This is a genomic window from Rothia sp. SCPM-O-B-18226 (M350), from assembly GCF_058213595.1.
Genome location: NZ_JBYQJS010000005.1, coordinates 46,077 through 72,904 on the forward strand (window position 1 = coordinate 46,077; position 26,828 = coordinate 72,904).

The 26,828-nt window shown below is 62.1% G+C and carries 20 protein-coding genes; 18 read left to right on the top strand and 2 right to left on the bottom strand.

Annotation, left to right across the window (positions count from 1 at the left end; all coding sequences use genetic code 11):
* Positions 1-50: 50 nt before the first annotated feature.
* The 9 genes from ruvA to AC3E6W_RS08125 all read left to right on the top strand — a co-directional run bounded on the left by ruvA (position 51) and on the right by AC3E6W_RS08125 (position 11,323).
* The gene (gene ruvA / locus AC3E6W_RS08085; RefSeq protein WP_490652819.1) at positions 51-671 is read left to right on the top strand and encodes a Holliday junction branch migration protein RuvA; all 621 of its coding nucleotides are present in this window, start codon (positions 51-53) and stop codon (positions 669-671) included.
* Positions 672-869: 198 nt separating this feature from the next.
* On the top strand, positions 870-1,856 hold the full coding sequence (gene ruvB, locus AC3E6W_RS08090; RefSeq protein ID WP_192830500.1) for a Holliday junction branch migration DNA helicase RuvB: 987 nt from the start codon (positions 870-872) through the stop codon (positions 1,854-1,856).
* Positions 1,857-2,160: 304 nt separating this feature from the next.
* Positions 2,161-2,535, top strand: a complete 375-nt coding sequence (gene yajC, locus AC3E6W_RS08095; RefSeq protein ID WP_049346390.1) for a preprotein translocase subunit YajC — start codon at positions 2,161-2,163, stop codon at positions 2,533-2,535.
* A 110-nt stretch (positions 2,536-2,645) separates the two neighbouring features.
* Positions 2,646-4,349, top strand: coding sequence for a protein translocase subunit SecD (gene secD, locus AC3E6W_RS08100; RefSeq protein WP_490652820.1), 1,704 nt, complete (start codon positions 2,646-2,648; stop codon positions 4,347-4,349).
* A gap of 2 nt (positions 4,350-4,351) precedes the next feature.
* Positions 4,352-5,500, top strand: coding sequence for a protein translocase subunit SecF (secF, locus tag AC3E6W_RS08105; RefSeq protein WP_490652821.1), 1,149 nt, complete (start codon positions 4,352-4,354; stop codon positions 5,498-5,500).
* A 263-nt stretch (positions 5,501-5,763) separates the two neighbouring features.
* On the top strand, positions 5,764-8,340 hold the full coding sequence (locus AC3E6W_RS08110) for a RelA/SpoT family protein (protein ID WP_490652822.1): 2,577 nt from the start codon (positions 5,764-5,766) through the stop codon (positions 8,338-8,340).
* Between the two features lie 475 nt (positions 8,341-8,815).
* Complete coding sequence (locus AC3E6W_RS08115; protein WP_294618440.1) at positions 8,816-9,064, top strand: hypothetical protein; 249 nt, start codon at positions 8,816-8,818, stop codon at positions 9,062-9,064.
* Positions 9,065-9,406: 342 nt separating this feature from the next.
* Complete coding sequence (locus AC3E6W_RS08120; RefSeq protein WP_490652823.1) at positions 9,407-10,135, top strand: DUF6318 family protein; 729 nt, start codon at positions 9,407-9,409, stop codon at positions 10,133-10,135.
* Between the two features lie 525 nt (positions 10,136-10,660).
* The gene (locus AC3E6W_RS08125) at positions 10,661-11,323 is read left to right on the top strand and encodes a hypothetical protein (RefSeq protein WP_490652824.1); all 663 of its coding nucleotides are present in this window, start codon (positions 10,661-10,663) and stop codon (positions 11,321-11,323) included.
* Between the two features lie 452 nt (positions 11,324-11,775).
* On the opposite strand, the gene AC3E6W_RS08130 is transcribed toward AC3E6W_RS08125, so the two are convergent.
* Positions 11,776-13,044 (bottom strand): DUF349 domain-containing protein, encoded by a 1,269-nt coding sequence (locus AC3E6W_RS08130; protein ID WP_294646726.1) that lies wholly within the window; start codon positions 13,042-13,044, stop codon positions 11,776-11,778.
* 521 nt (positions 13,045-13,565) lie between these two features.
* Between AC3E6W_RS08130 and hisS the strand changes: the two genes are divergently transcribed.
* Positions 13,566-14,927, top strand: a complete 1,362-nt coding sequence (gene hisS / locus AC3E6W_RS08135) for a histidine--tRNA ligase (protein WP_070649122.1) — start codon at positions 13,566-13,568, stop codon at positions 14,925-14,927.
* Between the two features lie 265 nt (positions 14,928-15,192).
* On the opposite strand, the gene AC3E6W_RS08140 is transcribed toward hisS, so the two are convergent.
* On the bottom strand, positions 15,193-15,654 hold the full coding sequence (locus AC3E6W_RS08140; RefSeq protein WP_246826205.1) for an endonuclease domain-containing protein: 462 nt from the start codon (positions 15,652-15,654) through the stop codon (positions 15,193-15,195).
* Positions 15,655-16,520: 866 nt separating this feature from the next.
* Here AC3E6W_RS08140 and aspS point away from each other — a divergent pair.
* From aspS to alaS, 8 genes are all read left to right on the top strand, one after another.
* Positions 16,521-18,293, top strand: a complete 1,773-nt coding sequence (gene aspS, locus AC3E6W_RS08145) for an aspartate--tRNA ligase (RefSeq protein WP_490652825.1) — start codon at positions 16,521-16,523, stop codon at positions 18,291-18,293.
* Between the two features lie 212 nt (positions 18,294-18,505).
* Positions 18,506-19,033 carry a P-loop NTPase family protein gene (locus AC3E6W_RS08150; protein ID WP_490652826.1) on the top strand — a complete coding sequence of 176 codons (528 nt, stop codon included), beginning with the start codon at positions 18,506-18,508 and terminating at the stop codon, positions 19,031-19,033.
* A 102-nt stretch (positions 19,034-19,135) separates the two neighbouring features.
* A complete protein-coding gene (gene dtd, locus AC3E6W_RS08155; protein ID WP_490652827.1) occupies positions 19,136-19,570 on the top strand; it encodes a D-aminoacyl-tRNA deacylase in 435 nt (144 codons plus the stop codon).
* A 131-nt stretch (positions 19,571-19,701) separates the two neighbouring features.
* Positions 19,702-21,297: a replication-associated recombination protein A gene (locus AC3E6W_RS08160; RefSeq protein ID WP_490652828.1), complete on the top strand. Its 1,596-nt coding sequence runs from the start codon at positions 19,702-19,704 to the stop codon at positions 21,295-21,297.
* 871 nt (positions 21,298-22,168) lie between these two features.
* Positions 22,169-22,801 carry a 30S ribosomal protein S4 gene (rpsD, locus tag AC3E6W_RS08165; protein WP_490652829.1) on the top strand — a complete coding sequence of 211 codons (633 nt, stop codon included), beginning with the start codon at positions 22,169-22,171 and terminating at the stop codon, positions 22,799-22,801.
* A gap of 297 nt (positions 22,802-23,098) precedes the next feature.
* Positions 23,099-23,488: a DUF948 domain-containing protein gene (locus AC3E6W_RS08170; RefSeq protein WP_049334273.1), complete on the top strand. Its 390-nt coding sequence runs from the start codon at positions 23,099-23,101 to the stop codon at positions 23,486-23,488.
* Positions 23,488-23,973, top strand: coding sequence for a peptide chain release factor 4 (locus AC3E6W_RS08175; RefSeq protein ID WP_490652830.1), 486 nt, complete (start codon positions 23,488-23,490; stop codon positions 23,971-23,973). The genes AC3E6W_RS08170 and AC3E6W_RS08175 overlap by 1 nt, the downstream gene beginning before the upstream one ends.
* Before the next feature lie 165 nt (positions 23,974-24,138).
* Positions 24,139-26,826, top strand: coding sequence for an alanine--tRNA ligase (gene alaS, locus AC3E6W_RS08180; protein ID WP_313968138.1), 2,688 nt, complete (start codon positions 24,139-24,141; stop codon positions 26,824-26,826).
* The last annotated feature ends 2 nt before the right edge of the window (positions 26,827-26,828 follow it).

Genomic DNA, 26,828 nt, shown 5'->3' on the forward strand with positions numbered 1-26,828 from the left:
GGGAGTGCAGTATCGTTCGCCCCGGCGCGGGGCGTTGAAAGGTGGAGAGAATGATTGCATCGCTGACCGGCCGCGTGGCCCAGGTGGGGCTTGACCACACGGTGATTGACGTTAATGGTTTCGGCATGCTGGTGCACGCCACCGCACGCACTCTCTCTAAGCTGCGCACGGGGGAGGAGGCCACCGTGCTGACCACCATGATCGTGCGCGAGGAATCCATGACCCTCTACGGTTTTTCGGAACCGGCCGAGCGTGAGGTCTTTGACATGATGCTCTCGGTCTCGGGCATCGGCCCTCGCATCGCCCTGGCGGTGCTGAGCGTGCACACCGCCGCGGAGGTGGAGCGAGCCGTGGCCACCGGTGACGACAAGGCCTTCACGAAGGTTCCGGGCATCGGCCCGAAGGGTGCCCGCCGCATCGTGCTGGAGCTTGCCGGCAAGCTGATTCTGAGCGACGGCCAGACCGACGAGCTGCCGCTGAGTCAGGGTATCGTGTGGAAGCCGCAGGTGCTGGATGCGTTGACCTCCCTGGGCTGGAGCGAGAAGGACGCCTCCGCCGCCATCGACGCGTACGTGAAGCACAATCCCGCCGCCGAGAGCGAGCCGGTGGGCGTGGCTCTGCGCGGTGTGCTCGCATCCCTGGGTACGCAGAACACGGTGGGTCGCCACTAGGCCGCTCGCCGAGCCCTTGGCTGATCCCGGCCGATTTTGGCGCGCCCGTTACCTCGCGCCTCACTCACTCCACGAAAGAAGAATTTTATGACCCAGAACCCCTACGATCCGCAGGCCGCGGCATCCCCGGTTTCCGGCGGGTATTTTCCCGGTCAGGTGCCCGGCGTCCCGGGTGCGCCCGCGCAGCGCCTGGTCGCAATGGAAGAAGAGCCCGAAGAGAAGATGATTGAGGCGGCCCTGCGCCCCAAGTCCCTGGACGACTTCGTGGGTCAGCGCCGCGTGCGCCAGCAGCTTTCCCTCGTGCTGGAGGCCTCGAAGATGCGCGGCCGCAGCGCCGATCACGTGCTGCTTTCGGGCCCTCCCGGCCTGGGTAAGACCACCCTGGCCATGATTATTGCGGCCGAGATGGACGCGCCCCTGCGCATCACCTCCGGCCCCGCGATTCAACATTCCGGGGATTTGGCGGCGATTCTGTCTTCGCTGACCCCCGGCGAGGTGCTGTTCCTCGACGAGATTCACCGCATGAGCCGCCCGGCCGAGGAAATGCTCTACATGGCGATGGAAGACTTCCGCGTGGACATCGTGGTGGGTAAGGGCGCCGGCGCGACCTCCATCCCGCTGGAGCTTCCGCAGTTTACCCTGGTGGGCGCAACAACCCGCGCGGGTCTGCTGCCCGGGCCTCTGCGCGACCGCTTTGGCTTTACCGGTCACCTGGAGTTCTACTCGGTTGAGGAGCTGGAGCTGGTGCTGCGCCGTAGCGCCGGCCTGATGGACATGCAGATTACCTCCGAGGGCTTCACCGAGATTGCGGGTCGCTCCCGCGGCACACCCCGTATCGCGAACCGCCTGCTGCGCCGCGTGCGCGACTGGGCCCTGGTGAACGGCGTGGACCGCATCAACGCGCGTGATGCCGCGACCGCCCTGGACATGTACGAGGTAGATTCGCGCGGCCTGGATCGCCTGGACCGCGCCGTGCTGGAATCGCTCATCCACAAGTTCGGCGGCGGGCCGGTTGGCCTGTCCACCCTCGCCATTGCGGTGGGGGAGGAGACCGAGACCGTGGAGACCGTGGCGGAGCCCTACCTGGTGCGCGAGGGCCTGATTGGTCGCACCCCGCGCGGTCGCGTGGCCCTGCCCGCGGCCTGGGAACACCTGGGTCTGGAGGCCCCCGAGATTCAGCTCTAGAGCCGCACCGGCCAAGACATACAGCAAGTAGCCCGTGGGAGGTATCGCCCCTCCCGCGGGCTCTTCTACGCGTTCGCAACAGCTCTTCTGCAGGCTCTGTCGGCGCCGCCGAGCCCTGCCGGCGACATAAAATTACGCCACGGGCTGGATAAAACTCAGGTAAACCTCACAAAAACGCTGGTTCGGTGCGCTAAAGCTCCTGCTCTCGCGTAGGATGGATACGTACTGTATCTACGATTCCACGCCTTTTAGCACGCTCAACCCGCGCGGTGAGCGGCGCAGGTGCGGATGTGAAAGTGAGACCATGGATTTTAACCTCCTGATTATGATTGCCATGATGGCGTTCCTGGCATGGATGATGTTCTCCGCCCAGAAGCGTCAGCGTAAGCAGATGGAGGAACTGCGCGCAATGCAGCAGTCTCTCGTCCCCGGCACTCAGGTTATGACCGGTTCCGGCTTCTACGGCACCGTCGTCAGCACCGATTTCGATGACAATAAGATTCAGCTGGAGCTGGCCAAGGGCGTTGTTATCACCGTGGCGCTGAACGCAATTATGAGCGTTGTTGAGGACGAGGCCCCCGCCGCACCCCTGACCGAGGACGTCGAGCCGGCATCCGCGGAATCTCAGGTTCCCGCGGAAGGCGGCGTCTCCGAGGACTCCTCGAAGACCGCCCAGTAACTTAAGACCGAACGACCCGGCGCCGCGCACTCGGCGTCGGGTTTTCGCGTCCGCTAAGGAATCTGTAGAACACCAAATCTACACACGAAAATACTCATAGAAGGAACATTATGGCTAAGCGTTCACCGCTTGCAGCCGCGCGAGGGGCGCTCCTCTCGATGGTCCTGCTCATGGTTGTGATGGCTGCCGGCATCTTCGGCAGCACCTACTCGGGAGGCTCCTGGGCACCGAAACTGGCCCTGGACCTCTCGGGTGGTACGCAGATGATTCTCTCCCCGAAGGTCAACGGATCATCGGACGGGAACGTTACCCAGGAGCAGCTGAACCAGGCGGTTGAGATTATTCGTCAGCGCGTTGACGGCGCCGGCGTGTCTGAGGCGGAGGTCACCACCTCCTTCGGCTCGGGTAACAACGTGGTCGTCTCGGTTCCCGGCACGATTAGCTCCGAGACCCGTCAGCTGATTCAGGCATCCGCAAATATGACGTTCCGCCCGGTCCTGGTGGCCGGTGACGGTGCCGCGGTTGCCGAGGGATCCCGCACCGCGGACGACAAGCTGCCCAAGCCGACCGCCGAGCCGACCGACGGTTCGGATCGCAACTGGATTACCGCCGACCTGTACAAGCAGTACGAGGCGAAGGACTGCACCGCGGCCCGCAGCGAGGACGCGGATAGCGCCGACCCGACCAAGCCGATGGTGGCCTGCTCCGCCGACGGCAAGGAGAAGTACATCCTGGGCCCCGTGGAGCTGAACGGTAGCGACATTTCTACCGCGAGCCACACCCAGGAGACCAGCGGCCAGGGCGTGACCACCGGTCGCTGGGCTGTGAACATTCAGTTCAACGATGCCGCCCGCGAGAAGTTCCAGAACATCACCTCCCGCCTGAACGCGATTCGCGCCCAGAACTCCTCTGATGCGCGTGCTCGCTTCGCGATTATGCTGGACGGCAAGGTGCTGTCCGCCCCGATTTCTCAGGCCGTGATTTCTGACGGTAAGCCGCAGATTACCGGTAACTTCACCGAGCAGCAGGCGAAGGCTCTCGCCGACCAGCTGAAGTACGGCGCCCTGCCGATTAGCTTCACGATCCAGTCGGAGCAGCAGATTTCTGCAACCCTGGGTTCGGAGCAGCTGCGCGTGGGTCTGCTGACCGGCCTGATCGGTCTGCTGCTGGTGTTCATCTACTCGCTGTTCCAGTACCGCCTGCTGGGCTTCGTGACGATTGCGTCGCTGGTGGTTGCCGGCATCATTTCGTACGAGGCGATTGCCCTGCTGGGTTGGGCCCTGAACTACCGCCTGTCCCTGGCCGGTGTGGCCGGTCTGATCGTGGCGATTGGTGCGACGGCCGACTCGTTCATCGTGTACTTTGAGCGTATCCGTGACGAGATTCGTGCGGGCCGCACGATTCCCTCGGCCGTGAACCACGGTTGGAAGCGCGCATCCCGCACGATTCTGGCCTCGAAGGCCGTGAACCTGCTGGCCGCCGTGGTGCTGTACGTGGTGTCCGTGGGTTCGGTGAAGGGCTTCGCGTTCACGCTGGGCCTGACCGCAATCGCCGACCTTCTGGTGGTGTACCTGTTCACCCACCCGGCGCTGACCCTGCTGGCGAACACCCGTTACTTCGGCGAGGGTCACCGCCACTCGGGCCTGTCGCCTGAGTCGCTGGGTTCCACGCCGCTGTACCGCGGTGCCGGTCGCATCCGCACCCCGGAGGAGAAGCAGCTGAGCATCGCCGAGCGTCGCCGTGCGGAACGTGCGGCTGAGGAGTCGGCCTCCGACGGCGCCGCTTCCGCTTCGGACGAGAAGAAGGAGAGCTAGGCATGGCTACCGATGTGAAACCTAATGCTTTTGCCCGCTTCGGTAACGACCTGCACTCGGGCGCCCGCTCATACCCCTTCGTGGGTAAGCGCCGCCTGTGGCTGGCCTTGGCCGCGCTGCTGATGGCCGTCTCGGTTCTGATTCCGGCGGTTGGCGGAGGCTTCAACCTGGGTATTGACTTCCGCGGCGGTTCGGAGTTCGTGGTCTCGAAGACCGCGCACGTCGATGTCGCAACCGGCGAGCGCGTCATTCATGAGAAGGCGAAGGATGCCTCCGAGGTTCACGTGACCAATATTGCGCCGGGCACGATTCGCGCGCAGATGAGCAAGCTCAGCGATGATGAGACCCTGCAGGTGAAGAAGGCCCTGCAGGAGGCGTACGGTGTCTCTGAGAATGACGTGACCTCCTCGTTCGTGGGCCCGACCTGGGGTGCGGATGTGACCCGTCAGGCCTTCTGGGGCCTCGTGGTGTTCGTGATCCTGGCCCTGGTGGGCATGGCCTTCTACTTCCGCACCTGGAAGATGTCGCTGGCGTCTATCGCGGGCCTGTTCTTCACCGTGGTGGTGACGGTCGGCCTGTACGCCGCGTTCGGCTTTGAGATTACTCCGAGTGCAATTATCGGCTTCCTGACGATTCTGAGCTACTCGCTGTACGACTCGGTGGTGGTGTTCGACAAGATCCGTGAGAACACGGACGGCGTGCTGGAACGCCGCGACACGACCTTCGCCGAGCAGATTAACCTGGCCGTGAACCAGACCCTGGTCCGTTCGATTAACACCGCAATCGTGGGTGTTCTGCCGGTGGGCGCGATCCTGTTCATTGGTGCGTTCATGCTGGGTGCGGGTACGCTGCAGGATCTGTCGCTGTCGCTGTTCGTGGGTATTCTGGTGGGCATGTTCGGTACGCTGTTCGTGTCTGCCCCGCTGTACGCGACGCTCCGCCTGGGTGAGGCTAAGATTCGTGAGCACACCGCGAAGGTTGAGAGCGGCGACTTCAAGGACGACGAGGAGGCCGAGGAGTCTGACTCTGAGGGCTCCGAAGACTCTGGCAATAAGGGCTCCGAGGATTCCGCGGAGGCACCCGCCAAGAAGTCGGTCAAGAAGCCGGCCCGCGCGACGATTGAGATTCATCGCGTGAACGTAAGCGAGTAGCCCGCGTTCTCGCCGACACTGGGGGAGTCGATACCGAAAGGTGTCGGCTCCCCTTTAGCGTGCCCGGTTTAGCCTACCCGGGCGTGTGCGGTTGGGGCGTGTCAAAACGCCGCATAGTTTGGTGCCTTCCGGGCCGCTGGGTACGATAAGAGTAGAAGAAGCTGTGCGCCCGCGTGTGAGCCAGCCAACCGGCCCGGTGGTAGCTTTCAACGATGAGGAACCCGAGCGTGCGGCTGATTATCGTGAGCCCGAAGGAGCCTGGAATGAGTGCAGAACCTGCCGTGAACGCCAACGCTGAGACCCCCGCGCCGAACGAGGCTGCCCAGGTGAAGCCCTCCCAGCCCGCGCCGAATCGGGCCGAATCTAAGCGAGCCGCGGCTGACCAGAACACCGCAGCGCATCCTGCTGCGGAAGCCGAGGACAAGCCTGCGGTTCGCCCCGCCGGCCCGATTCCCCTGCCCGAGCCGGATGCATCCGTCGCGAAGAAGCACCGCGGCTCGCACCGCGTCATGGCTGCCGGTGGGCGCAGGCCGAACCGCCTGGTCTTCGGCGGCCGCACCACCATGCAAACCTCCGACGCGAACGGCGAAACGATTCACTTCTCGCCCATGATCGCGCCGGTCGTGCGCGCGGTGCGCCGCTACCACCCCGACGAGGATATCCGCGTGCTGCAGCGCGCCTACGAGGTGGCGAACCACTACCACGAGGGTCAGAAGCGTAAGAGCGGCGACCCGTACATCACGCACCCGGTCGCTGTGACCGCGATTCTTGCGGAGATGGGCGCGACCGGCCCCGTGCTCGCCGCCGGCCTGCTGCACGACACCGTGGAAGACACCGACTACACGATGGAGCAGCTCACCGAGGAGTTCGGCGAGGAAGTCGCCTACCTGGTCGATGGCGTGACCAAGCTGGATAAGATGACGTACGGTGAGAACGCCTCCATCGAGACGATTCGTAAGCTCGTGCTGTCCATGAGCAAGGACATTCGCGTGCTGCTCATTAAGCTTGCCGACCGCCTGCACAACGCCCGTACCTGGCGTTTCGTGCCGCAGGCTTCCGCCGCGAAGAAGGCGGAGGAGACCCTGAAAATTTACGCGCCGCTCGCGCACCGCCTGGGCCTGAACACGATCAAGTGGGAGCTGGAGGACCTCTCCTTCGCCGCCATGAGCCCGGAGATTTACGCCGAAATGGTGCGCATGGTCGGCGAACGCACCCCCGCGCTCGAAAAGTTCCTGAACGAGGCACGCACCAAGATTACGGAGCGTCTGAAAGACGTGGGCATCGACGCGACCGTGACGGGCCGCCCGAAGCACTACTACTCGATTCATCAGAAGATGAAGACGAAGGGCCGCAGCTTCGACGAGATTAACGACATCCTTGCCGTGCGCATCATGGTCGAGGAAGAGGCGGAATGCTACACCGTGCTCGGCCACGTGCTGTCCCTGTGGCCGTCGATGACCGGCCGCTTCAAGGACTACATTAAGAACCCGAAGAACAACAACTACCAGTCGCTGCACCTGACCGTGTACGGCCCGGGTAACCTGCCGCTTGAGATTCAGATCCGCACGTACAAGATGCACGAAGAAGCTGAGTACGGTGTGGCTGCGCACTGGCGCTACAAGGCGGCGTCGCGCGGCGAGAAGGTCGCAGCTCGTGGCAGCGCGCCCGCGAAGGATCCGCAGGAGCCGGGCACCCAGACCTCGGCGATGATGAACGTCGGCATCCTGCAGTCTATTGCCGAGATTTCGAACTCCAACCCGGAGTCGGAGAAGTTCTACGAGTCGCTCGCTGACACCCTCGACACCGACGAAATCGTCGTTCTCACCCCCAACGGCGAGGCAATCGCCCTGCCCAACGGCTCCACCCCCGTGGACTTCGCCTACGCCATCCACAGCGAGGTCGGCGACCGCACCGTCGGCGCGAAGGTCAACGGCCGCCTCGTGCCGCTGCACACGGTCCTGCCCACCGGCGCCACCGTGGAGATTATGACCACGAAGAACGAGGACGCCGGACCCAGCGAGGACTGGCTGAAGTTCGTTCGTTCCTCGCGCGCTCGCACGAAGATCCGCCAGTACTTCGCGAAGGAACGCCGCCTGGAGGCGCTACTCGCAGGCCGCGAAATGCTCACCAAGAGCATGCGCAACAGTGAGCTGCCGCTGCAGAAGATGATGAGCCCGGAGATTATGACTCAGGTGGCTCAGCTGCTGCACAAGAACGATGTGGCGTCGCTGTACCGTGCGATTGGTGAGCACGAGATCGCGCCGAAGCAGGTCATTGACACCCTCGTTGAGGTGCACCGCGGCGACGAGCCGGCACCCGAGGTTGAGGTCAGCGACTTTGACGAGACGCTGCTGAAGTCGACCCGCAAGGCGATTGGCGATAACGGCGTGATTGTGCCGGGTGCTGAGGGTGTGCTGACGAAGATTGCGCGTTGCTGCACCCCGGTCCCGCCGGATGACATTATCGGCATTGTGACCCGCTACAACGGTATTTCGGTGCATCGCCGCGACTGCCCGAACATGCGTAACGCCGACGAGGAGCCGCGCGTGACCACAGTCGAGTGGGCCTCTTCGCCGTCCGCTACGTACCGTGTGCAGATTCAGGTGGAGGCGCTGGACCGTAAGGGCCTGCTGAGCGACCTGATTCGTGCGATTTCTGAGTCGGGCGTGAACATTCTGGATGCGCGCGTGCACACGTCGGAGGATCGTACCGTGGTGGACCGCTTCGCCCTGGAGCTGGGGGACCGCTTCATGCTGGAGCACGTGCTGAACGTGGTCCGTAACGTGACGGGCGTGTACAAGGCGTACCGCCTGACCGGCGCGAAACCCTCGGAGGCGTAGGCTCTTCTTTACGCTGAGAAGCCACATGTGTTTCGAACACATGTGGCTTCTCGCCGTTAAGCGGGGGAAGGGATGGCGCGGCATCGACCCGGCTCTACGCTGCTGGTTAGCCCTTCTGCACAGCGCCGATTTTCGGTCATGGGTTAGTGACTTTGGTGGGGGTTAAAACCCCAGCTCAAAGTCACTAACCCATGGTCGAAGTCCGTAACCCATGACCGAATTTCCGCCCGGCGTGTGGGAGGTAGGGCAACACCGGACAGGAGGCAAGCCCGTCCGCGCCTAATCTTCCGCACGGCGGGGGAGTTTGGCGGGGGAGTGCGCCTCCAGAAAACCCCTCGTCACACATATTTTTTTGCGTATTTTCTCCGGCGCGGGGCGGTGCAGCCCCTTATCTTGTCAGGGGTGCCCCGTACTTTGGCGGTAGAGAACAACGACGCGTTCTCATTCCTCCATCGAACGACCAAAGGAGAAACCCATGTACACGGATGGCTACTACAGCGATGAAGACTTCCGCACCTTCTGCTCCGGTCAGGACGCCGCCAACATCGACGACTTCTTTACCGACAACGGCGAATACCTCATGGAACACCTGCCCGAAGTCACCGACCGCGAGTTCCTCGCCGGCCTCCGCTACGGTAACCGATGCGATGCTCTCTGCCAGAGCGGATACGCCTTCGACGAGGCGGAAGATGCCCTCCGCGACATGTACGCGCTCGCCGTCTGAGTCGGGATGCGGTGGACCCGCCGGGGGAGTAGGGCCCTGCATTTTGGCGATGTGATGGCCTGACGGAAGTGGCTTCGTTGCCGTAAGAGTATAGGCATCGTTGCGGTAGGCAAATGTTGTTTGATAGCGAAAATAATGTATTGCGGTTTTTGACTGTCATAAACCGCAAAAGAGTGCAAACATGGCTAAATTTCCTGTAGGGTGGTTCTGGGACTCATAGTGATGCGCCGGTGCATTGATAGCGTAGGAAACCTCGTCTGGTCGCTTTTGGACACGTTGATGTATCTAAAGAAAGCTTCTTGACTAGCACATACACACCATCACCGACGATTGGAGCACCCAATGGGACCTGAATCCGCTTTGACCCGCCGCACCCTGCTGAGTGGCGGCGCACTCTTCGGCCTGAGCGGTCTGCTGGCGGCATGCGGCCAGCAGGCAAATAACGAGGCGGCAGCCACCGCATCTGCCGCGCCGAGCGAAACCGCTACGGCATCAGCTTCGGCTACCGAGGCGTCTTCGGCCTCGGCGACCCCGAGCCCTGTCATTACCCGCGGCTACTCCGGTGGCTCGAAGGCCCCCGATGGCGAGTACCGTAAGGCTGACGCGTATGGCCCTGCACAGAATGTCCCCAAACCTCGTAACGAACCCGCCCAGTACCCCGAGACCGAAGAAGGCCTCAGCCGCATGATGGAGGATTGGCTGGCCGCCCATAACTACGCTATTCAAACGGGAAATTGTGCGCCAGTCATCCAGTATGTTGAAAAAACTTCTAAAGAATATCCATTTTATGAATATATTGAAGATCTCTACAAGCGTGGTGGTTGGGTTGTGGACGGTCTGGATTCCTACCAAGTTGAGGGCGACCTAATTTATGACGAAAAACAGAAAATCTACCGCATGAAGTTCCGCCGATTCTGGAGCACCGTTATGTATATCGACTCCGATGGAGAAATTACCAAGCGAGCAAATACAGATAAAAACGATGATCTCTTCAACTACTTTTTTAAATATACCGAGGGATATTGGAAAATTATCGGAAGCGGAACAGAAAATAATTTTAAGGATGCATAAACCATGATTAATTCTAAGTACATGCGCATATTATTTACATCCATTCTGTCAATATCCCTTCTAGGTGTTCAAAATGCATACAGTGAAGAATGTACAAATTCAAATTCTAATGGGCACTGTTATAAGACATCGCAAACCCATAAAAATAGGCCAGTAGAACGCGATGGCGATTCAACTAATACAAATAAAGAGGATAATTCCAAGGTCCCCAGTGATAGTTCAAACAATCCCCAGACCCTTTCAAACGACTACCAGAACTGGGTCAATTGGTTTAATAACAACTACCAAACAATAACCGACGAAACAGGCGCCAAAATGTACGCCCGCAAAACAACAAACCGCCGCCCCGGCGAACCAGAATGCTACTCCGAAAACGAGAGACCAGGAAAATACACCCGCATTCGAGAAAAACCCATCACGTCCGACGACACCGCAACATACACAGTCTCCTGCCAACCCAACGATACTAAAACCCTCACCCCCACCAACCCCAAAGAAACCCCCAAAGGTCCCACTATCGAAGAAATGCTCCAAGAAATCGAGAACCAATTCGCTAACACCAATATCCAGGCCCCTGTTTTGAAGCAGTCCTACAACCTCGGCACCGGCCTCGGCGAAAACAACCCCAACGTCTACAAGAACCAAGCCGTCAACTTCTACGTCGACGCACCCACCGCACGTTGGGAAGGCGACCTCATGATCGGCCACGTAGAAATCGAATCCTATCCCACCCAGATGACCATCCAATACGGCAACGGTGACGAGGATACTTTCTACACCATGGGTAAGCCGGTTAGCAGGGCACGCGGCGAAGAGCCACGCAAGACCGCCACCAGTTATGTGTATAAGCGTTCGGGTAATTTCCATGCCTACGCAACAGTGTCTTACTCTGGTCGTTTCCGGGTGAACGGCGGCGATTGGCAGGCGCTGGATGTTGTGCTAACGAAAGATACCGTTGACCCGCTACTGATTCGTGTGTGGTGGGTTGATGTGGGACGCGTCGGCGGCACCTGCGATGAAGACGACACTCGTTGGGGCTGCAAGAATGACCCCACGATGGGCAAGAAGGATAACCCGAACCCGCGCCTGCGCAAGGCTGACATCCGTACCGGCCAGCGCTGGCACCTGGACGATAGCGGTGTGGGGGATTCGGAGTATTCGTTGCACCGCGACTGGCCCGACATGTAAACCAACTCTGACCCAATATATAAATAACCGCAGCAGGCGGCCCCGGATGCGTGTGCATCCGGGGCCGCCTGTTTCGTTTGGGCTAATTCAGCGGGGGCGGAAATTCGGTAATGACTTAGCGATTTCGGTCATGACTTAGCGTCTTTGGTAATGGTTAAAACCCCAGCCTGAAGTCACTAACCCATTACCGAAAAAGCTAAACCACTAACAGCTTCCCGCCCACCTGGCACATCCGGGACCGCCTGCTTTTTAGACAGAGGTTTTCGATAGGTTAGTGTCTTCGCGGTGGGTCTTTAACCTGCGGTGAAGACAGTAACCTATCGAAAATCCATGAACCCTGTGCGCCCTCCATCTGCATAGGGTGGGGGCGCGAATATAATCCCCGCAGACATGCAGAAGCCCGGAGCACTAGCATCCAACAGCCAGCGCCCCGGGCATCCGTCGGCTAGACCCTAGTTGCCGAAGCCCTGCAGGGTTGCTGCCCAGGCGCGGCGCGCCTCCAGAGCTTCCTTGGCCTTGGCGATCTTCTTGGAGTCGCCGCCCTTCTCAGCTGCGGCGAGCTCTGCTTCCAGCTCGGCGAGGGAGTCCTCGATCTGTGCGAGCAGGGAGTTCGCGCGTGCCGCCTTGGCGGGGTCGTTGCGCTTCCACTTGGCCTCTTCGGCGCCGTTGATTTCGTCCTGAATACGGCGCAGCTCGCCGTCCACGCGGCGCAGGTCGTTGCGGGGCACGCGGCCTGCCGCATCCCAGCGATCCAGAATCTTCTCGAAGGCGGCCTTCGCAGCCTCAATATCCTCAACGGGCAGGAGCGCGCGGGCCTCCTCCAGCAGTGCCTCCTTGACCTTCAGGTTTTCGGCGTAGACCGCGTCCTGCGCGGCCTCAGCCTCGTGGCGGGCGTTGAAGAACACGTCCTGAGCGGCACGGAAACGAGCCCACAGCTTGTCGTCCTCACGGCGGTGACCGCGCGGAACCTGCTTCCAGGCGCGCATCAGCTCACCGTACGCGCGGGAGGTCTCAGACCAATCGGTCGAGGTGGACAGCTCCTCGGCGCGAGCAATCAGCTCTTCCTTCGCGCGCTTGATGCGTGCGTTGCGGTCGTCCAGCTGGGAGAAGTGCGCGCGGCGGTTACGGTCGAAGGTGGTGCGGGCGGCACGGAAACGCTTCCACAGCTCGTCCTCCACGCTCTTGGCCAGGTGAATCTCACGCTGAGCCTTCTTCCACGCCTCGAACAGCTCGTTCATGCGGGCGTGCGAGTTCTTCCAGTGAATCTGGTCGGGGTCCTGGCCGGCAATCTGCTCGGCCTCGGCCACAATCTCTTCACGCACGGCCAGGGCACGTTCACGGTTCTCGGTGCGGGCCTGCTGCTGCTTCTCGCCAAGTTCGGCGATCTGCTCAGCGAGGGAGACGAGGCGCTTCTGCAGGCTGGAGTAGTCGCCGACCATGTTGCGCACGCCAATCTGCGAGCCGATGGAGGCGATGCCCTTCTGCAGATCCGCGGCGGGGGCGTTATTGGCCAGGCGCGACTCGAGCAGGGCGACCTGCGCCTCAACGTTTTCAAACTTACGGGCGAAGTAGCTGAGCGCTTCATCTTCGGATGCGCCGGGCAGCTGACCTACGGCGTACTCTTCGCCATCGACAATGACGAAGACGTGGCCGTCCTCGGAGACGCGACCGAACTGGCGGGCCTTCTCGAGGTTTACAGTGTCGTCGGATTTGGTAGTCACCGCTATAACTCTTTCACTCGGGGGTGCCGGATGCGGGGAGCGCCTTCGCGCCGTCTCGCCGAGGCGTGGGCCGCGGCCAGCCGCGGGGCACCCGTTGGGTTGTGCGTGTGCACCTCCTAAGCATAGCCGGTACGGGCCTCGCGTGAGTAGTGTCCGGTCGTGTTGCGTTCGTGGCGAACCGCCCGCCGCCGCGCATGTGGGCTCCGGCTATTCCGTTGAGCTGCTACCTGCGTTGCCTCCGTTGCCGCGCTTGCGAACCGCCGCCGCGCACGCGAGTCGCCGGCATCACTCACACCGGCAATCACCCAGGTAGTACCATCCCGGTGCATCGCTTCGACTCCTAATCGCCGTCGTCACGTTCAGGCGCGCCGCTCGCGAGTGTTGGCACGGGGACGAGCGGTTCACTCTGTCCGTGTGCGAGCCCCCGCCGTGCGTGCGGGTGTTGGTATGATGATAGATATGCCCGGCACCGTAGAGCGCCGGGGTTTTGTTGTCGAGTTCTTTATCAAGGAGTAGAGCGCATGGCTCGCAAGGCGTCGCTGTCTGGTTTCCCCGAGTATCTTCCGGCTGAACGACTGGTTGAGAACCACGTTCTCGACACCCTGCGTGAGACTTTTGAGCTGCACGGTTTTTCCCCGATTGAGACTCGTTCGGTAGAGACCATCGAGCAGCTGCTGCGCAAGGGCGAAATCGACAAGGAAGTGTACGCCATCTCGCGCCTGCAGGAGGACGACTCCGCGAAGGCCAAGGAGAAGCTGGCGCTGCACTTTGACCTGACCGTGCCGTTTGCCCGCTACGTGGTGGAGAACGCCGGCTACCTGAACTTCCCGTTCTCGCGTTACCAGATTCAGAAGGTCTGGCGTGGCGAGCGCCCGCAGGAGGGCCGCGCCCGCGAGTTCACCCAGGCAGATATTGACGTGGTCGGCGACGGCGAGCTGCCGTTCCGCTACGACGTGACCCTCGCGCTGGTCGTTGTCGATGCGCTGTCGAAGCTGCCGATTCCCGACTTCAAGCTGCGCGTGAATAACCGCAAGCTGGCCGAGGGCTTCTACCTGGGCCTGGGCCTGACCGACACCGCGGCCGTGCTGCGCTCCATCGACAAGCTGGAGAAGATTGGTCCCGAGCGCGTGGCCGAGGAGCTTCAGTCCGAGGCCGGTGCGAGCGCGGAGGCTGCCGCGGCCGCCCTGGAGCTGGCCCAGATTCGAACCGAGGATGCATCCTTCGTAGAGCAGGTGCGTGAGCTGGCCGCCAAGTATTCGGTGGAGCACGAGCTGCTGGACCAGGGCCTGGCCGAGCTGGCTGAGGTGATTGAGGAGGCTTCCCGCCGTGCGCCGGGTAAGGTGCTGGCCGACCTGTCGATTGCCCGCGGCCTGGACTACTACACCGGCACCGTGTACGAGACCGTGCTGGTCGGCCACGAATCGCTGGGTTCGATTTGCTCGGGTGGTCGCTACGAGTCGCTGGCCTCGAACGGTAAGAAGACCTACCCGGGCGTTGGCCTGTCCATTGGCGTGACCCGCGTGGTGGCTCGTATCCTGTCGCAGGGTTTTGCGCAGGCGAGCCGTAAGGTGCCTTCGGCCGTGTTCGTGGCCCTGACGAATGATGAGGGCTGGTCCGCCGCGAATGATGTTGCGGATGCACTGCGCGCCCGCGGCATCGCCTGCGAGGTGTCGGCGAACGCCGCGAAGTTCGGCAAGCAGATTAAGTACGCTGAGAAGCGCGGTATTCCGTTCGTGTGGTTCATCTCTTCAGATGAGTCGGGTGCCCCGGTTCACGAGGTGAAGGATATCCGTTCGGGCGAGCAGGTGCCCGCCGATCCGAACTCCTGGATGCCGCCGGCTGAGGACCTGCACGTTCAGATTGTGCGTGCCGAGGGCCTGTAAGTACCTGTCATACCCGTAAATCTGGCTGCTGTAGTATTTGGCTACTGCAAGCCTGCATATGGATGTGTACCCGCCTGGTGGGGAGGATGTTGACCTCCCTGCCGGGCGGGTTTTGCGTGGTCTAGTGGCGGGGTCTGAGTAGTCCGGCGGGTGGTTTAGTAACCCGGTGGGTGGTTTAGTCGCTTTTGGGATGGTTAAGACCCATCCCAAAAGCGACTAAACCACCCACAAACCGACACAGCGACCCATTGAGAGGCAACTGGGTTCACCGCAGAAGCAACCTCCGCAGGTGGGCCACGACTTCCGGTTCCTTCTGGAAGATGTCGGCCCAGGTCAGGTGTATAACCGTCCATCCGGCGCGGGTGAGCGCCCGGTCGCGGGCCGCCTCCTGCCGGTCTCGACCCGGGTAATCGACGTACTTCTGTTCACCGTCAAACTCGAGAATGACCCGTAGCTCGGGCCAAGCGAAATCCGTTCGGTAGCGTCGACCCTCGCACACAATCGGGTACTGGGTCACGGGGGAGGGCAGCTCGTGCTCCATGAGTAGGCACCGGGTGAGGCTTTCGCCGGCCGACTCGCTGGATGCATCCATCGCCCGGACAACGAGCGACCCATTCGAGCGGCCGCGCCCCGTAAGGTGCGTGAGGGCGTCGGTCACAGCCTCGGGCGTTAGGAGCCCCCGCCGCATCACGGAGTCGGTCAGCACCACGGCGTTCCGAAAAGGCATGGTCCGCACGCAATCCTGCAGCGTGCGAGTCACTGTTGTGACGGGAATGGATGTGCCCGGAATTACGGTCACCTCGCCGGGGTCAAGAGTAAATCGGTACCGACGGATTCGCCCCCGGTCCGAGGGACTTTTAGCATTGCTGCACACGTTGAGCCTTGCCGGAACGGCTGTCAGGTCGAGCCCCCAGAGCACCGCGGCTGATTCGTGCGAGAAGACCCCTTGCAGGCCGGCCTTGTGGGCGGCGATGCATCGTACTCGAAGCCGATCATCGTCTCGAAGGCCGGTAGCGTCAGAGGCGTAGATGTAGGCTCCTCTCTGAATACGTTGCAGGGTCCCGGAGGCTATCAGTCTGTTGACTTCCCTCGCGCCGATTCCCCGCAGCTTAAGGATGCGCGTGGTCAGCACAAGGGAGTACAGTTCGACGGTTCGTGGGGTGGGGGCGGTCAGGGAGTTCATACCCATCAGGCTGTCATGTTGTGGCCGTTGCACGTGGCGAAAATCAAAATCTGTGGATAACTCGGCTGAAGACGAAGAAGGTTGCCCGTCCACAGGGGAGGGGTTCGTCCCGTCGGGTGGATTCTGGGTGATCTAGTATCGGGGTCTGAGTAGTCCGGTGGGTGGTTTAGTCACTTGAAACATGGTTTAGTCGCATCTGCGGTGGGTCTTAACCACCCCAAACGCGACTAAACCACCCACAAACCGAAACCGCCCCTCATCACCCACCCCAACCTCCTTCCGCGAGAGAGTCCATGCCCCGGCAAGACGGGCTACAATGGATAAGGCGCACGCAGTGTGCGCATATCATCAACCGCGAGTACCCGGCTACTGTCTATAGTCGTGAGGTGCTCGCTATGAAAGGAATGTCTGTGCTTCGCACTCACACCAACGGCGAGCTGACCGCCGCAAATATTGGAGAGACCGTCACCCTGACCGGTTGGGTGGCTCGTCGCCGCGACCACGGTGGCGTCGCCTTCGTTGACCTGCGTGACCGCGAGGGCGTCACCCAGTGCGTTTTCCACAACGAGGCTGACTTCGAGCACCTGCGCAACGAGTACGTTCTGCGCGTGACCGGTAAGGTTTCCAAGCGCCCGGAGGGTAACGAGAACCCGAACCTGGCCACCGGTGAGATTGAGGTTGAGGTGTCCACCGTTGAGGTGCTGAACACCGCGGCCCCGCTGCCTTTCCAGATTGACGAGCACGTTGAGGTGGGTGAGGAGGCGCGCCTGCGCTACCGCTACCTGGACCTTCGCCGCCCGGAGCCGGCCCGCATCATGCGCCTGCGTTCGGAAGCGAACCGTGCGGCACGCAACCTGCTGGCCGAGGACGGCTACATTGAGGTTGAGACCCCGACCCTGACCCGTTCCACCCCCGAGGGTGCACGCGACTTCCTGGTGCCGGCTCGTCTGGCTCCGGGTTCGTGGTACGCTCTGCCGCAGTCCCCGCAGCTGTTCAAGCAGCTGCTGCAGGTGGGCGGTATTGAGAAGTACTACCAGATTGCCCGCTGCTACCGTGACGAGGACTTCCGTGCCGACCGTCAGCCCGAGTTCACCCAGCTGGACATTGAGGCTTCGTTCGTTGACCAGGAAGACATCATTGACCTGGGCGAGCGCATCGTTGAGGCTGTGTGGAACCTGATTGACGTGAAGGTTCCCCGCCCGATTCAGCGCATGACCTACAAGGATGCGATGGAGAAGTACGGTTCGGACAAGCCCGACCTGCGCTTCGGCCTGGAGCTGACCGAGCTGACCGAGTACTTCAAGGACACCACTTTCCGCGTGTTCAAGGCTCCCTACGTGGGCGCCGTTGTGATGCCCGGTGGCGCATCCCAGCCCCGCCGCACCCTGGACGCTTGGCAGGAGTGGGCGAAGCAGCGCGGCGCTAAGGGCCTGGCTTACGTCCTCATTCAGGAGGACGGTGAGCTGACCGGTCCGGTGGCTAAGAACATTACCGACGCTGAGCGCGAGGGTTTGGCCGCCGCAACCGGCGCAAAGCCCGGCGATTGCATCTTCTTCGCTGCTGGTGAGGCTAAGGCTTCCCGCGCGCTGCTGGGTGCTGCTCGCGTTGAGATTGGTCACCGTACCGGCCTGATTAAGGACGACGAATGGTCCTTCGTGTGGGTTGTTGATGCCCCCATGTTCGAGTCTTCTGCTGAGGCTACCGAGTCCGGTGACGTGGCTCTGGGCCACTCCGCATGGACCGCCGTGCACCACGCGTTCACCTCCCCGAAGCCCGAGTTCATGGACACCTTCGACACCGATCCGGGTTCGGCTCTGGCCTACGCTTACGACATTGTCTGCAACGGTAACGAGATTGGTGGCGGTTCGATCCGTATTCACCGCCGTGACGTGCAGGAACGCGTGTTCGCCGTGATGGGCATTGGTGAGGAAGAGGCTCAGGAGAAGTTCGGCTTCCTGCTGGATGCGTTCAAGTACGGCGCACCGCCCATGGGTGGTATTGCGTTCGGTTGGGACCGTGTTGTGTCTCTGCTGGCTGGTGTTGATTCGATTCGCGAGGTTATTGCGTTCCCGAAGACCGGTAATGGTTTTGATCCGCTGACTGCGGCTCCTGCACCGATTACCCCGGAGCAGCGTAAGGAAGCTGGCGTGGACTTCAAGCCGAAGAAGAAGGACGAGGAGTAATCTTCTCCAGTCTTTGGTCTTGCACCCCGCGTGGGGTGCGGGGCTGTGCGGCGATTACCCGGCGGGGCGTTGAGTCTTGAGCTTTGAGCTCCGAGCTGTGAGGCTCGGGTCTTGCCGGGGTCGCCGTTGAGGGTGGGCTGTGTATTCTGCTGTGCAGGGTCGCAGCCCACCTTTTTGTCAATGGATACGCGAGAGAACAGCGGGAGGGGAGCATGCGCATCCTGATTGCCGGCCCGAGCGGTAGCGGTAAGACGACGTTTGCGGCGCGGTTGGGGCGCATCCTGGACATTCCGCACACGGAGATGGACTCGCTGCACTGGGGGCCGAACTGGACACCGCGCCCTAGCTTCGAGGCGGACGTTCAGGCGCTCATCGAGCGGCCCGCGTGGATTACGGAGTGGCAGTATCCGCAGGTGCGTGGCCGTCTGCTGGAGCGCGCGGACGTGGTGATTTACCTGCGCTATAGCCGCGCGGTGGTCATGTGGCGCGTGGTTCGCCGGACGGTGCGTCGCGCGGTGACGGGTCAGAGGCTGTGGGCTGATAACGTGGAACCGCCGCTGTGGAATATTCTGCGCGACCCGGACAACATGATTCGGTACACGTGGAGGAGCTACCCGCACGTGGGCCAGCTGCTGGCGGAGGCTCGCGGGCAGCATCTGCAGAAGCGTTTTATTGAGTTCCGTACCCCGCGGTCGGCGAACCAGTTTTTGCGTGCCGTGCAGCTGCGCGGCGGGCTCTGAGGTGGCTGGCTAAACCGGGGCGGCTACGTATCCAGCACGCCCGCTATAAATATGTGAGATGTATGAGCCAGGCAAAAGCCGACTCCAAATGAAAGGTGAACGATGCGAGTAGTTATTCAGCGTGTGACCCGCGCGGCGGTGCGCGTGGCGGGTGAGACGGTTGGCGCGATTGAGCAGCCCGGCTACCTGGTGCTGGTCGGTATCACGCACGGTGACGGTGCGGCGCAGATTGCGAAGCTTGCCGATAAGACCGCGAACCTGCGCCTGCTGGAGGGGGAGAAGTCCCTGCTGGATGAGGGCGCGCCCGTGCTGGCGGTTAGCCAGTTCACCCTGTACGGGGATGCGAAGAAGGGCCGCCGCCCCTCCTGGTCTGCCGCGGCCCCGGGCTCGGTGAGCGAGCCGCTGTTCAATGACTACGTTCAGGCGCTGCGCGGCCACGGCCTGCACGTTGAGACGGGCGTGTTCGGCGCGGACATGCAGGTGGAGCTCGTCAATGACGGCCCGGTGACCCTGATTCTCGATAGTGAGACCCTCTAAGAGCGGCTCACAATTTAGACGCTAGGTTCTGTTTTCTGGTCATGAGTTAGTGACTTTGGTGGGGGTCTTTAACCCGTACCAGAGTCACGAAGTCATGACCGAAATTTCCTGTGAAACGATAGAGTAAGACTATGGCTGATTCCCTCTTTGATCTTGAGCTGCCCGATGACGGGGACCGCGTGAGCCTGATTGGTGCGCCCGCGGAGCCCGCCTCCTCGCGTGCCTCTGCGTCGCGTGCATATTCTGCGCGTTCGGCGTCTCGTGCGCCGTTGGCGGTGCGTATGCGTCCGCGCACGATTGATGAGGTCCTCGGCCAGGAGCATCTGCTGACTCCGGGTGCGCCTCTGCGCGTGTTGGCGGGGGAGAACGCCGGCCCGGCTGGCCCGTCCTCGGTGATTTTGTACGGCCCGCCGGGTACGGGTAAGACCACCCTGGCGCATGTGATTGCGCGCGCGCCGGGTCGTAAGTTCGTGGAGCTTTCGGCGATTACTGCGGGCGTGAAGGATGTGCGCGCGGTCATGGATCAGGCGCTGCTTGACCGTGACATGTACGGCACGACCACCGTGCTGTTCCTCGACGAGATTCACCGTTTCACGAAGGCTCAGCAGGATGCGCTCCTGCCCGGTGTGGAAAACCGCTGGGTGATTCTGGTGGCGGCTACGACGGAGAACCCGTCGTTCAGCATTATTTCGCCGCTGCTCTCGCGCTCGCTGCTGTTGCGGGTTCATTCGCTGGAGCAGTCCGATATTGAGCAGCTGATTGACCGTGCGTTGGCTGATCCGCGCGGTTTTGATGGTGCGGCGGTCATTGATGAGGATGCGCGCGCCCACCTCGCGGCGGTTTCTGGAGGCGACGCTCGCCGCTCCCTGACCTCCCTGGAGGCGGCGGCCGCCATCGCGTTCAGCGAGGCCGAACAGGCTTCGGCAGAGGCCGCTGGCTCGCACGGGGGCGGCTCCGCCGAAACCGCCGAAACCGCAGAAACCGACCCGGCTGAGAATGACCCCGCTCAGTCCGACCCTGCGCAGCCCGACCCCACCGAGGGCTCAGATGAACCGGAGGGGGAGAAGTCCCTGGAACCCGCCGCCCCCGTGCGTATTACCCTGGCGCACGCCGTGGAGGCGGTGGACCGCGCCGCAATTCGTTACGACCGTTCGGGTGACCAGCACTATGACGTGGTGAGCGCGTTCATCAAGTCCATGCGCGGCTCCGACGCGGATGCCGCGGTGCACTATCTGGCGCGCATGTTGGAGGGCGGCGAGGACCCGCGCTTCGTGGCGCGTCGCATCATGATTCTGGCGAGCGAGGACATTGGCCTGGCCGATCCGCAGGCCCTGCAGGTGGCGACGGCCGCGGCGCAGTCGGTGGCGCTGGTGGGCATGCCGGAGGCGCGCATTATCCTCTCGCAGGCGGTGATTTATTGTGCGCTCGCGCCGAAGTCGAACGCGGCCTATAACGCGATTAACCGCGCGATTGCGGATGTGCGTGCTGGTGCTTCGGGTCAGGTTCCGGTGCATCTGCGTGACGCTCACTATGCGGGGGCTAAGCAGTTTGGTCACGGCGACGGCTACATTTATGCGCACGATGCGCCGGGCCATGTGGCGGCGCAGCAGTACTTGCCGGATACCCTGCGCGGCACGGTGTACTACGAGCCGACTCAGCACGGTTTTGAGCGTACGTTGACGGAGCGTCGTGAGCGTATCCGCAGGATTCTTGACGGCGGCAACTAGCCGCGCGGAGGGGCCGTGCCGTTTCACCGCGCGAACTAGCCGCGGCGCGCGCTTGCCGCGCAGACTACTCGCGCAGACTAGCCGTGCTCATTAGCCGCGCGGGCCGGTTGGCTGAGCGGTTTAGCCGCATGGGAACTAGCCGCGCGGGCCGGTTGGCTGAATAGTTTGGCCGTACGAACCAGTCAGCCGCACGGACTAGCCGCGCGGACTCACCACGCAAACTCATCACACAGACTCACCGCGCAGACCGCCCGAGCCGGCCCGTCTGTAGGACAGCAGACAGCGAGCACACGCAAAATGCGGTGCGCAGTACCTCGGTCGTACTGCGCACCGCATCAGAGTTTGAGTTGTGATAGATGTCTTGACCGCCGGCCAATCCCGGAAGGGCGGACGCCAAGCTTGTATGCCTAGTCTAGGCGATGCGAGAGCTCGAAAGCAAGCTAATCCCATAGATTCACAGGTTAAAAATAACGGAATGATTACAATCCAACATCTACGCCCGGCAATTTTGCGAGAAAGGCTCCCCTAAATGGTTCTGACGGGTGTAAATATTCCCCGTGGGGTTCGTGTGGGTATATGTCAAAAACCCACACAAACGGCAATTTAAACTAAAGATTCCCCAAAAGGGTGGTAAAGCCGGGGCGCATCCGGTAAGCTTGACGGGTCTGGCAATTGCTATGCCCGCATCCGTGCGAGCATGAGTAATGTAGCTGCGAGGTACTCTGCCTCGCGCTCTCCGCCTCACCGCCGCGCAGCAACGACCGAATCGGTCGCGCGCGGGCCACGGCGAGGTCACCCGAGGAGGCCAGTATCCAAACAGACTGAGGCCCCACCCGTGAGGGTGCAGGAGCCTCACATAGAAAGGTAGATTGTGGCTAAGCACAACCGCACCCGCCGTACCGTGCGTCAGTCCCGTGCCCTGGGCATTGCACTGACCCCGAAGGCAGAAAAGTACCTCGAGCGTCGTCCTTACGGCCCCGGCCAGCACGGCCGTGCCCGCAAGAAGGCTGACTCCAACTACGCTACCCAGCTGAAGGAAAAGCAGCGTCTGCGCGCTCAGTACAACATCCGCGAGGCACAGATGCGCCGCGCATACCTCGAGGCTAAGCGTATTGAGGGCCAGACCGGTAAGAACCTGGTCGAGCTGCTCGAGACCCGCCTCGACGCCCTGGTTCTGCGTGCAGGTTTCGCCCGCACCATTGCACAGGCACGTCAGATGGTTGTTCACCGTCACATCATGGTTGACGGCGTTCGCGTGGACCGCCCCTCGTTCCTCGTCAAGCCCGGCCAGCTGATTCACGTTCACCCCAAGGCTGAGAAGACTGCCCCCTTCCAGGCTGCGGCTGCTGGTGAGCACCAGGCAGTTCTGCCCGAGGTTCCCGCATACCTGAACGTTGAGATTGAGAAGCTGCACGCAAAGCTTGAGCGTAAGCCCAATCGTGAAGAGATCCCCGTGATCTGCGACGAGCAGCAGGTCGTTGAGTACTACTCGCGTCTGGCATAATCTCGATTTTTCGAGAAGCAACCCGTTCCGTACCGTTTCGGTGGGGGACGGGTTGTTCCCGTTTAAGGGCCCGGCTTGGGGTTCTGCCCCTCGGATGCGGGCTTCGCATCGGCTTATTCGGGAACCTGTGAATTGTTCAATCCTGGGAGTTTCATGAGAGTTTAAGGGGCGCGAGAAGGAATTTTCGACTAGAATAGGGGATTGAACTGTGTAGGCAGTCCGACCGATGCGCCACGGCGGCGCGCCGGTGAGTATGACTATTGACAAGCACCATGCGTTACGCGAAATGAGGTACAGATGACTGGCGGAGATATTGCAGGCCTGATTGCGGCGGGAGTTTTCGCGATTCTCGTGGCGCTGTTGGCCCTTCCCATTATTCGCCTGACCAAGGTGTTTGATGAGCTGATTGTGACGATTCGTTCGCTCAATCAGAGCACCGCGCCGCTCATTGAAGAGGTGACCCGCACCGTGGTGACCACCAACGAGCAGCTCGAGAAGGTTGACGACATCACCTCGAACGTTTCGGACGCCTCCGCGAACGTTTCGGCCCTGTCCTCGCTGGTGACCTCGACCGTGGGCCAGCCGCTGATTAAGGTGGCTTCCTTCTCCTATGGCGTGCGCCAGGCTTTCCGCGGCGGCAACAAGTCCGGCCAGCAGGGTGGCACCTCCGCGGGCGGTGAGAACTAATGGGTCTGCTCCGTTCCGTTCTTCTGCTCGGTGCCGGTGCCGCGGCGGGCTACCTTGCCTCCCGACGCGCCTCCTCTTCCGAGTCCGCACAGCGTACCCCCGGTAGCGCCCTGCTCAAGCGTGAGCACGGCGAGCTGGCCCTCAACCCGGAGTCTCAGATGGCAAAATTCTTCGATTCGCCCCTCGGCAAGCCCTTGCAGCCCTACGCGCTGAAGGCCGTCGAGTTCGCCGCTCGCGTGCGCGAGGGCATGCAGGAGAAGGAGATGGAGCTCAACGCCAAGGTGGAGCGCCAGAAGCGGGACCTGCGTCCCGGTTCCCTTGACACCTGGGAGAGGGGCATGAGCACGACCGAGATTGAGGCCGCAAACCGCCGCATTGCCGAGCGTGAGCTCATTGAGGTGGAGTCGCAGATCGCCTCGCTGGAGAAGGCGCGCGAGCAGCGCATCGCCCGCGATCGCGAGCTCGGGGACGACTTCTTCAACTAACTAGACTTCGGCCAAAAGGCCGCCGTCTACCGAACCGACTTGCCCGTCGCGTGAGGGCGTTGGAGGGGCCCATAATGGCCCCTCGATTAGCCATTTTGCGCGCGGAGAGGCACCATAGGTCAGTAGACTATTTAGAATTTCGCACAGATTATTCAAAGGAACGAGATGCTCTCACAGGAGATTTCCAAGCGCTGGATCGATTTCTTCGCTTCCCGCGGCCACACCGTGGTGCCTTCGGCATCGCTGATTTCGAACGAACCCGGCGCCATGTTCACCATCGCCGGCATGGTTCCGTTCATTCCCTACTTCCTGGGCCGTGAGACCCCTCCGTTCTCCCGCGCGACCAGCGTGCAGAAGTGCATCCGCACCCTGGACATCGAAGAGGTCGGTAAGACTGCGCGTCACGGTACCTTCTTCCAGATGGCCGGTAACTTCTCCTTCGGCGATTACTTCAAGGAGCAGGCGATTCCTTTCGCTTACGAGCTGCTGACCACCCCGCAGGATCAGGGTGGTTTTGGTCTGGATCCGGAGCGCCTGTGGGTCACCATTTATGAGGGTGATGACGAGGCCTTCGACATCTGGCACAACAAGGTGGGCTTCCCGGCTGAGCGTATTCAGCGCATGGGCATGAAGGAAAACTACTGGTCCACCGGCCAGCCCGGCCCCGCAGGCCCCGACTCCGAGATTTTCTACGACCGCGGCCCCGCCTACGGTAAGGAAGGCGGCCCGGCGGCTGACGACGACCGTTACATCGAGATTTGGAACCTCGTGTTCATGCAGTACCAGCGTGGCGAGGGCATCGGCAAGGACGACTTCGAGATTCTGGGCGACCTGCCGAAGAAGAACATCGATACCGGTCTGGGCGTTGAGCGTCTGGCCATGCTGCTGCAGGGCGTCGAGAACTTCTACGAGACCGACCAGGTTCGCCCCGTGCTGGATGCTGCTTCTAAGCTCTCCGGCAAGAAGTACCACGGCTCCGAGTCCGCCGAGGACGAGGGCTACGAGGACGACGTGCGCATGCGCGTTGTGGCTGACCACATCCGTTCCTCGCTCATGCTGATTGCTGACGGCGTGACCCCCTCGAACGAGGGCCGCGGCTACATTCTGCGCCGCCTGATGCGCCGCGCAATCCGCGCTATGCGCCTGCTGGGCGTGACCGAGCCCTGCCTGCCCGTGCTGTTCCCGGCTTCGCGTGACGCGATGAAGGGTGCTTTCCCGTACGTGGCTGACGACTTCGAGCGTATCTCCCGCATTGCCTACGCCGAGGAGAAGGCGTTCCTGCACACCATCGAGACCGGTACCGAGCGCCTGGAAGAGGCCGTGGCCGCCGCTAAGAAGGACGGCTCGAACTCCGTTTCCGGCGCCGAGGCCTTTGCACTGCACGACACCTACGGCTTCCCGATTGACCTGACCCTCGAGATGGCCGCCGAGGCCGGCGTGAAGGTTGACGAGAAGGCCTTCCGCGAGCTGATGGCCGAGCAGCGCCACCGCGCACAGGCTGACGCCAAGGCTAAGAAGGGCGCCTTCGCCGACCTCTCCGAGCTGCGTAAGCTCGTGGACGAGCGCGGCTCCATCTTCACCGGTTACACCGAGCTGCGCACCGAGACCAAGCTGCGCGCCATCCTGGTGGACGGCGTGTCCGTGCCCGCCGCCAAGGCCGGCGACAAGATTGAGGTTGTCCTGGACGAAACCCCGTTCTACGCCGAGGCCGGTGGCCAGGCAGCCGACACCGGTGTTATCACCGGTAACGGCTTCATCATTGACGTTCAGGACGTTCAGCAGCCCGTCAAGGGCCTGAGCGTTCACCGCGCCATCGTGCGCGAGGGCGAGGCTCACGTCGGTGCCGATGTTGTGGCACAGGTTGACGTGCAGCGCCGCCGCGACGGTGAGAAGGCACACTCGGGTACCCACATCATCCACGCCGCCCTGCACCAGGTGCTCGGCAACGAGGCTACCCAGCGCGGCTCCTTCAACAAGGAAGGCTACCTGCGCTTCGACTTCGCGTGGGGCGAGGGCCTGTCCGAGTCCGCTAAGCGCGAGGTGGAAGAGGTTGCTAACCTCGCCATCCGCGACAACCACGAGGTGATTACCCGCGTGATGCCGCTGGCCGAGGCGAAGGCTCTGGGTGCCATGAGCCTCTTCGGCGAGAAGTACGGCGACGTGGTGCGCGTGGTTGAGATTGGCGGCGAGTTCTCCCGCGAGCTGTGCGGTGGTACCCACGTGGGCACCTCTGCCGAGATTGGTTCGCTGTCGCTGCTGACCGAGAGCTCCGTGGGCTCCGGCAACCGCCGCGTCGAGGCCCTGGTGGGTCTGGACTCCTTCAACCACCTGGCAGCTGAGCGCACCCTGGTGAACCAGCTGACCGGCCTGATGAAGGTTCAGTCCTCCGCAGACCTGCCCGAGAAGATCAACCAGACCCTGGCTAAGCTGAAGGCTGCCGAGAAGGAGCTGGCTCAGCTGCGTCGCGAGAAGCTGCAGGCCGAGGCCGGCAAGCTTCTGGAGAACGCACAGACCATCGGCTCCGTGCGCGTTCTGGCCCACAACGCCGGCGAGCTGGACGCCAACGGCGTGCGCGAGCTGGCCCTGGACCTGCGTTCCCGCTTCGGTTCCGAGGCCGCCGTGGTGGCCGTGGCCGGCGTATCTAACGGCCGTCCCGTGATCCTCGTGGCAACCACCGAGGGCGCTCGCTCCGCCGGCGTGAAGGCTGGCGCACTGGTTCGCGTTGCTGCCGGTGTTCTCGGCGGTGGCGGCGGCGGTAAGGACGACGTCGCCCAGGGCGGTGGCCAGGATGCATCCAAGATTGGTGCCGCTCTGGACGCCGTTCGCGACGCTATCGCACAGGCTCAGGCCTAAGA

Coding starts and splice junctions, on each gene's coding strand:
- ruvA (WP_490652819.1), top strand. CDS start 51: ATGATTGCATCGCTGACCGGCCGCGTGGCCCAGGTGGGGCTTGACCAC.
- ruvB (WP_192830500.1), top strand. CDS start 870: ATGGAAGAAGAGCCCGAAGAGAAGATGATTGAGGCGGCCCTGCGCCCC.
- yajC (WP_049346390.1), top strand. CDS start 2,161: ATGGATTTTAACCTCCTGATTATGATTGCCATGATGGCGTTCCTGGCA.
- secD (WP_490652820.1), top strand. CDS start 2,646: ATGGCTAAGCGTTCACCGCTTGCAGCCGCGCGAGGGGCGCTCCTCTCG.
- secF (WP_490652821.1), top strand. CDS start 4,352: ATGGCTACCGATGTGAAACCTAATGCTTTTGCCCGCTTCGGTAACGAC.
- AC3E6W_RS08110 (WP_490652822.1), top strand. CDS start 5,764: ATGAGTGCAGAACCTGCCGTGAACGCCAACGCTGAGACCCCCGCGCCG.
- AC3E6W_RS08115 (WP_294618440.1), top strand. CDS start 8,816: ATGTACACGGATGGCTACTACAGCGATGAAGACTTCCGCACCTTCTGC.
- AC3E6W_RS08120 (WP_490652823.1), top strand. CDS start 9,407: ATGGGACCTGAATCCGCTTTGACCCGCCGCACCCTGCTGAGTGGCGGC.
- AC3E6W_RS08125 (WP_490652824.1), top strand. CDS start 10,661: ATGCTCCAAGAAATCGAGAACCAATTCGCTAACACCAATATCCAGGCC.
- hisS (WP_070649122.1), top strand. CDS start 13,566: ATGGCTCGCAAGGCGTCGCTGTCTGGTTTCCCCGAGTATCTTCCGGCT.
- AC3E6W_RS08140 (WP_246826205.1), bottom strand. CDS start 15,654: ATGCCTTTTCGGAACGCCGTGGTGCTGACCGACTCCGTGATGCGGCGG.
- AC3E6W_RS08150 (WP_490652826.1), top strand. CDS start 18,506: ATGCGCATCCTGATTGCCGGCCCGAGCGGTAGCGGTAAGACGACGTTT.
- dtd (WP_490652827.1), top strand. CDS start 19,136: ATGCGAGTAGTTATTCAGCGTGTGACCCGCGCGGCGGTGCGCGTGGCG.
- AC3E6W_RS08160 (WP_490652828.1), top strand. CDS start 19,702: ATGGCTGATTCCCTCTTTGATCTTGAGCTGCCCGATGACGGGGACCGC.
- AC3E6W_RS08170 (WP_049334273.1), top strand. CDS start 23,099: ATGACTGGCGGAGATATTGCAGGCCTGATTGCGGCGGGAGTTTTCGCG.
- AC3E6W_RS08175 (WP_490652830.1), top strand. CDS start 23,488: ATGGGTCTGCTCCGTTCCGTTCTTCTGCTCGGTGCCGGTGCCGCGGCG.
- alaS (WP_313968138.1), top strand. CDS start 24,139: ATGCTCTCACAGGAGATTTCCAAGCGCTGGATCGATTTCTTCGCTTCC.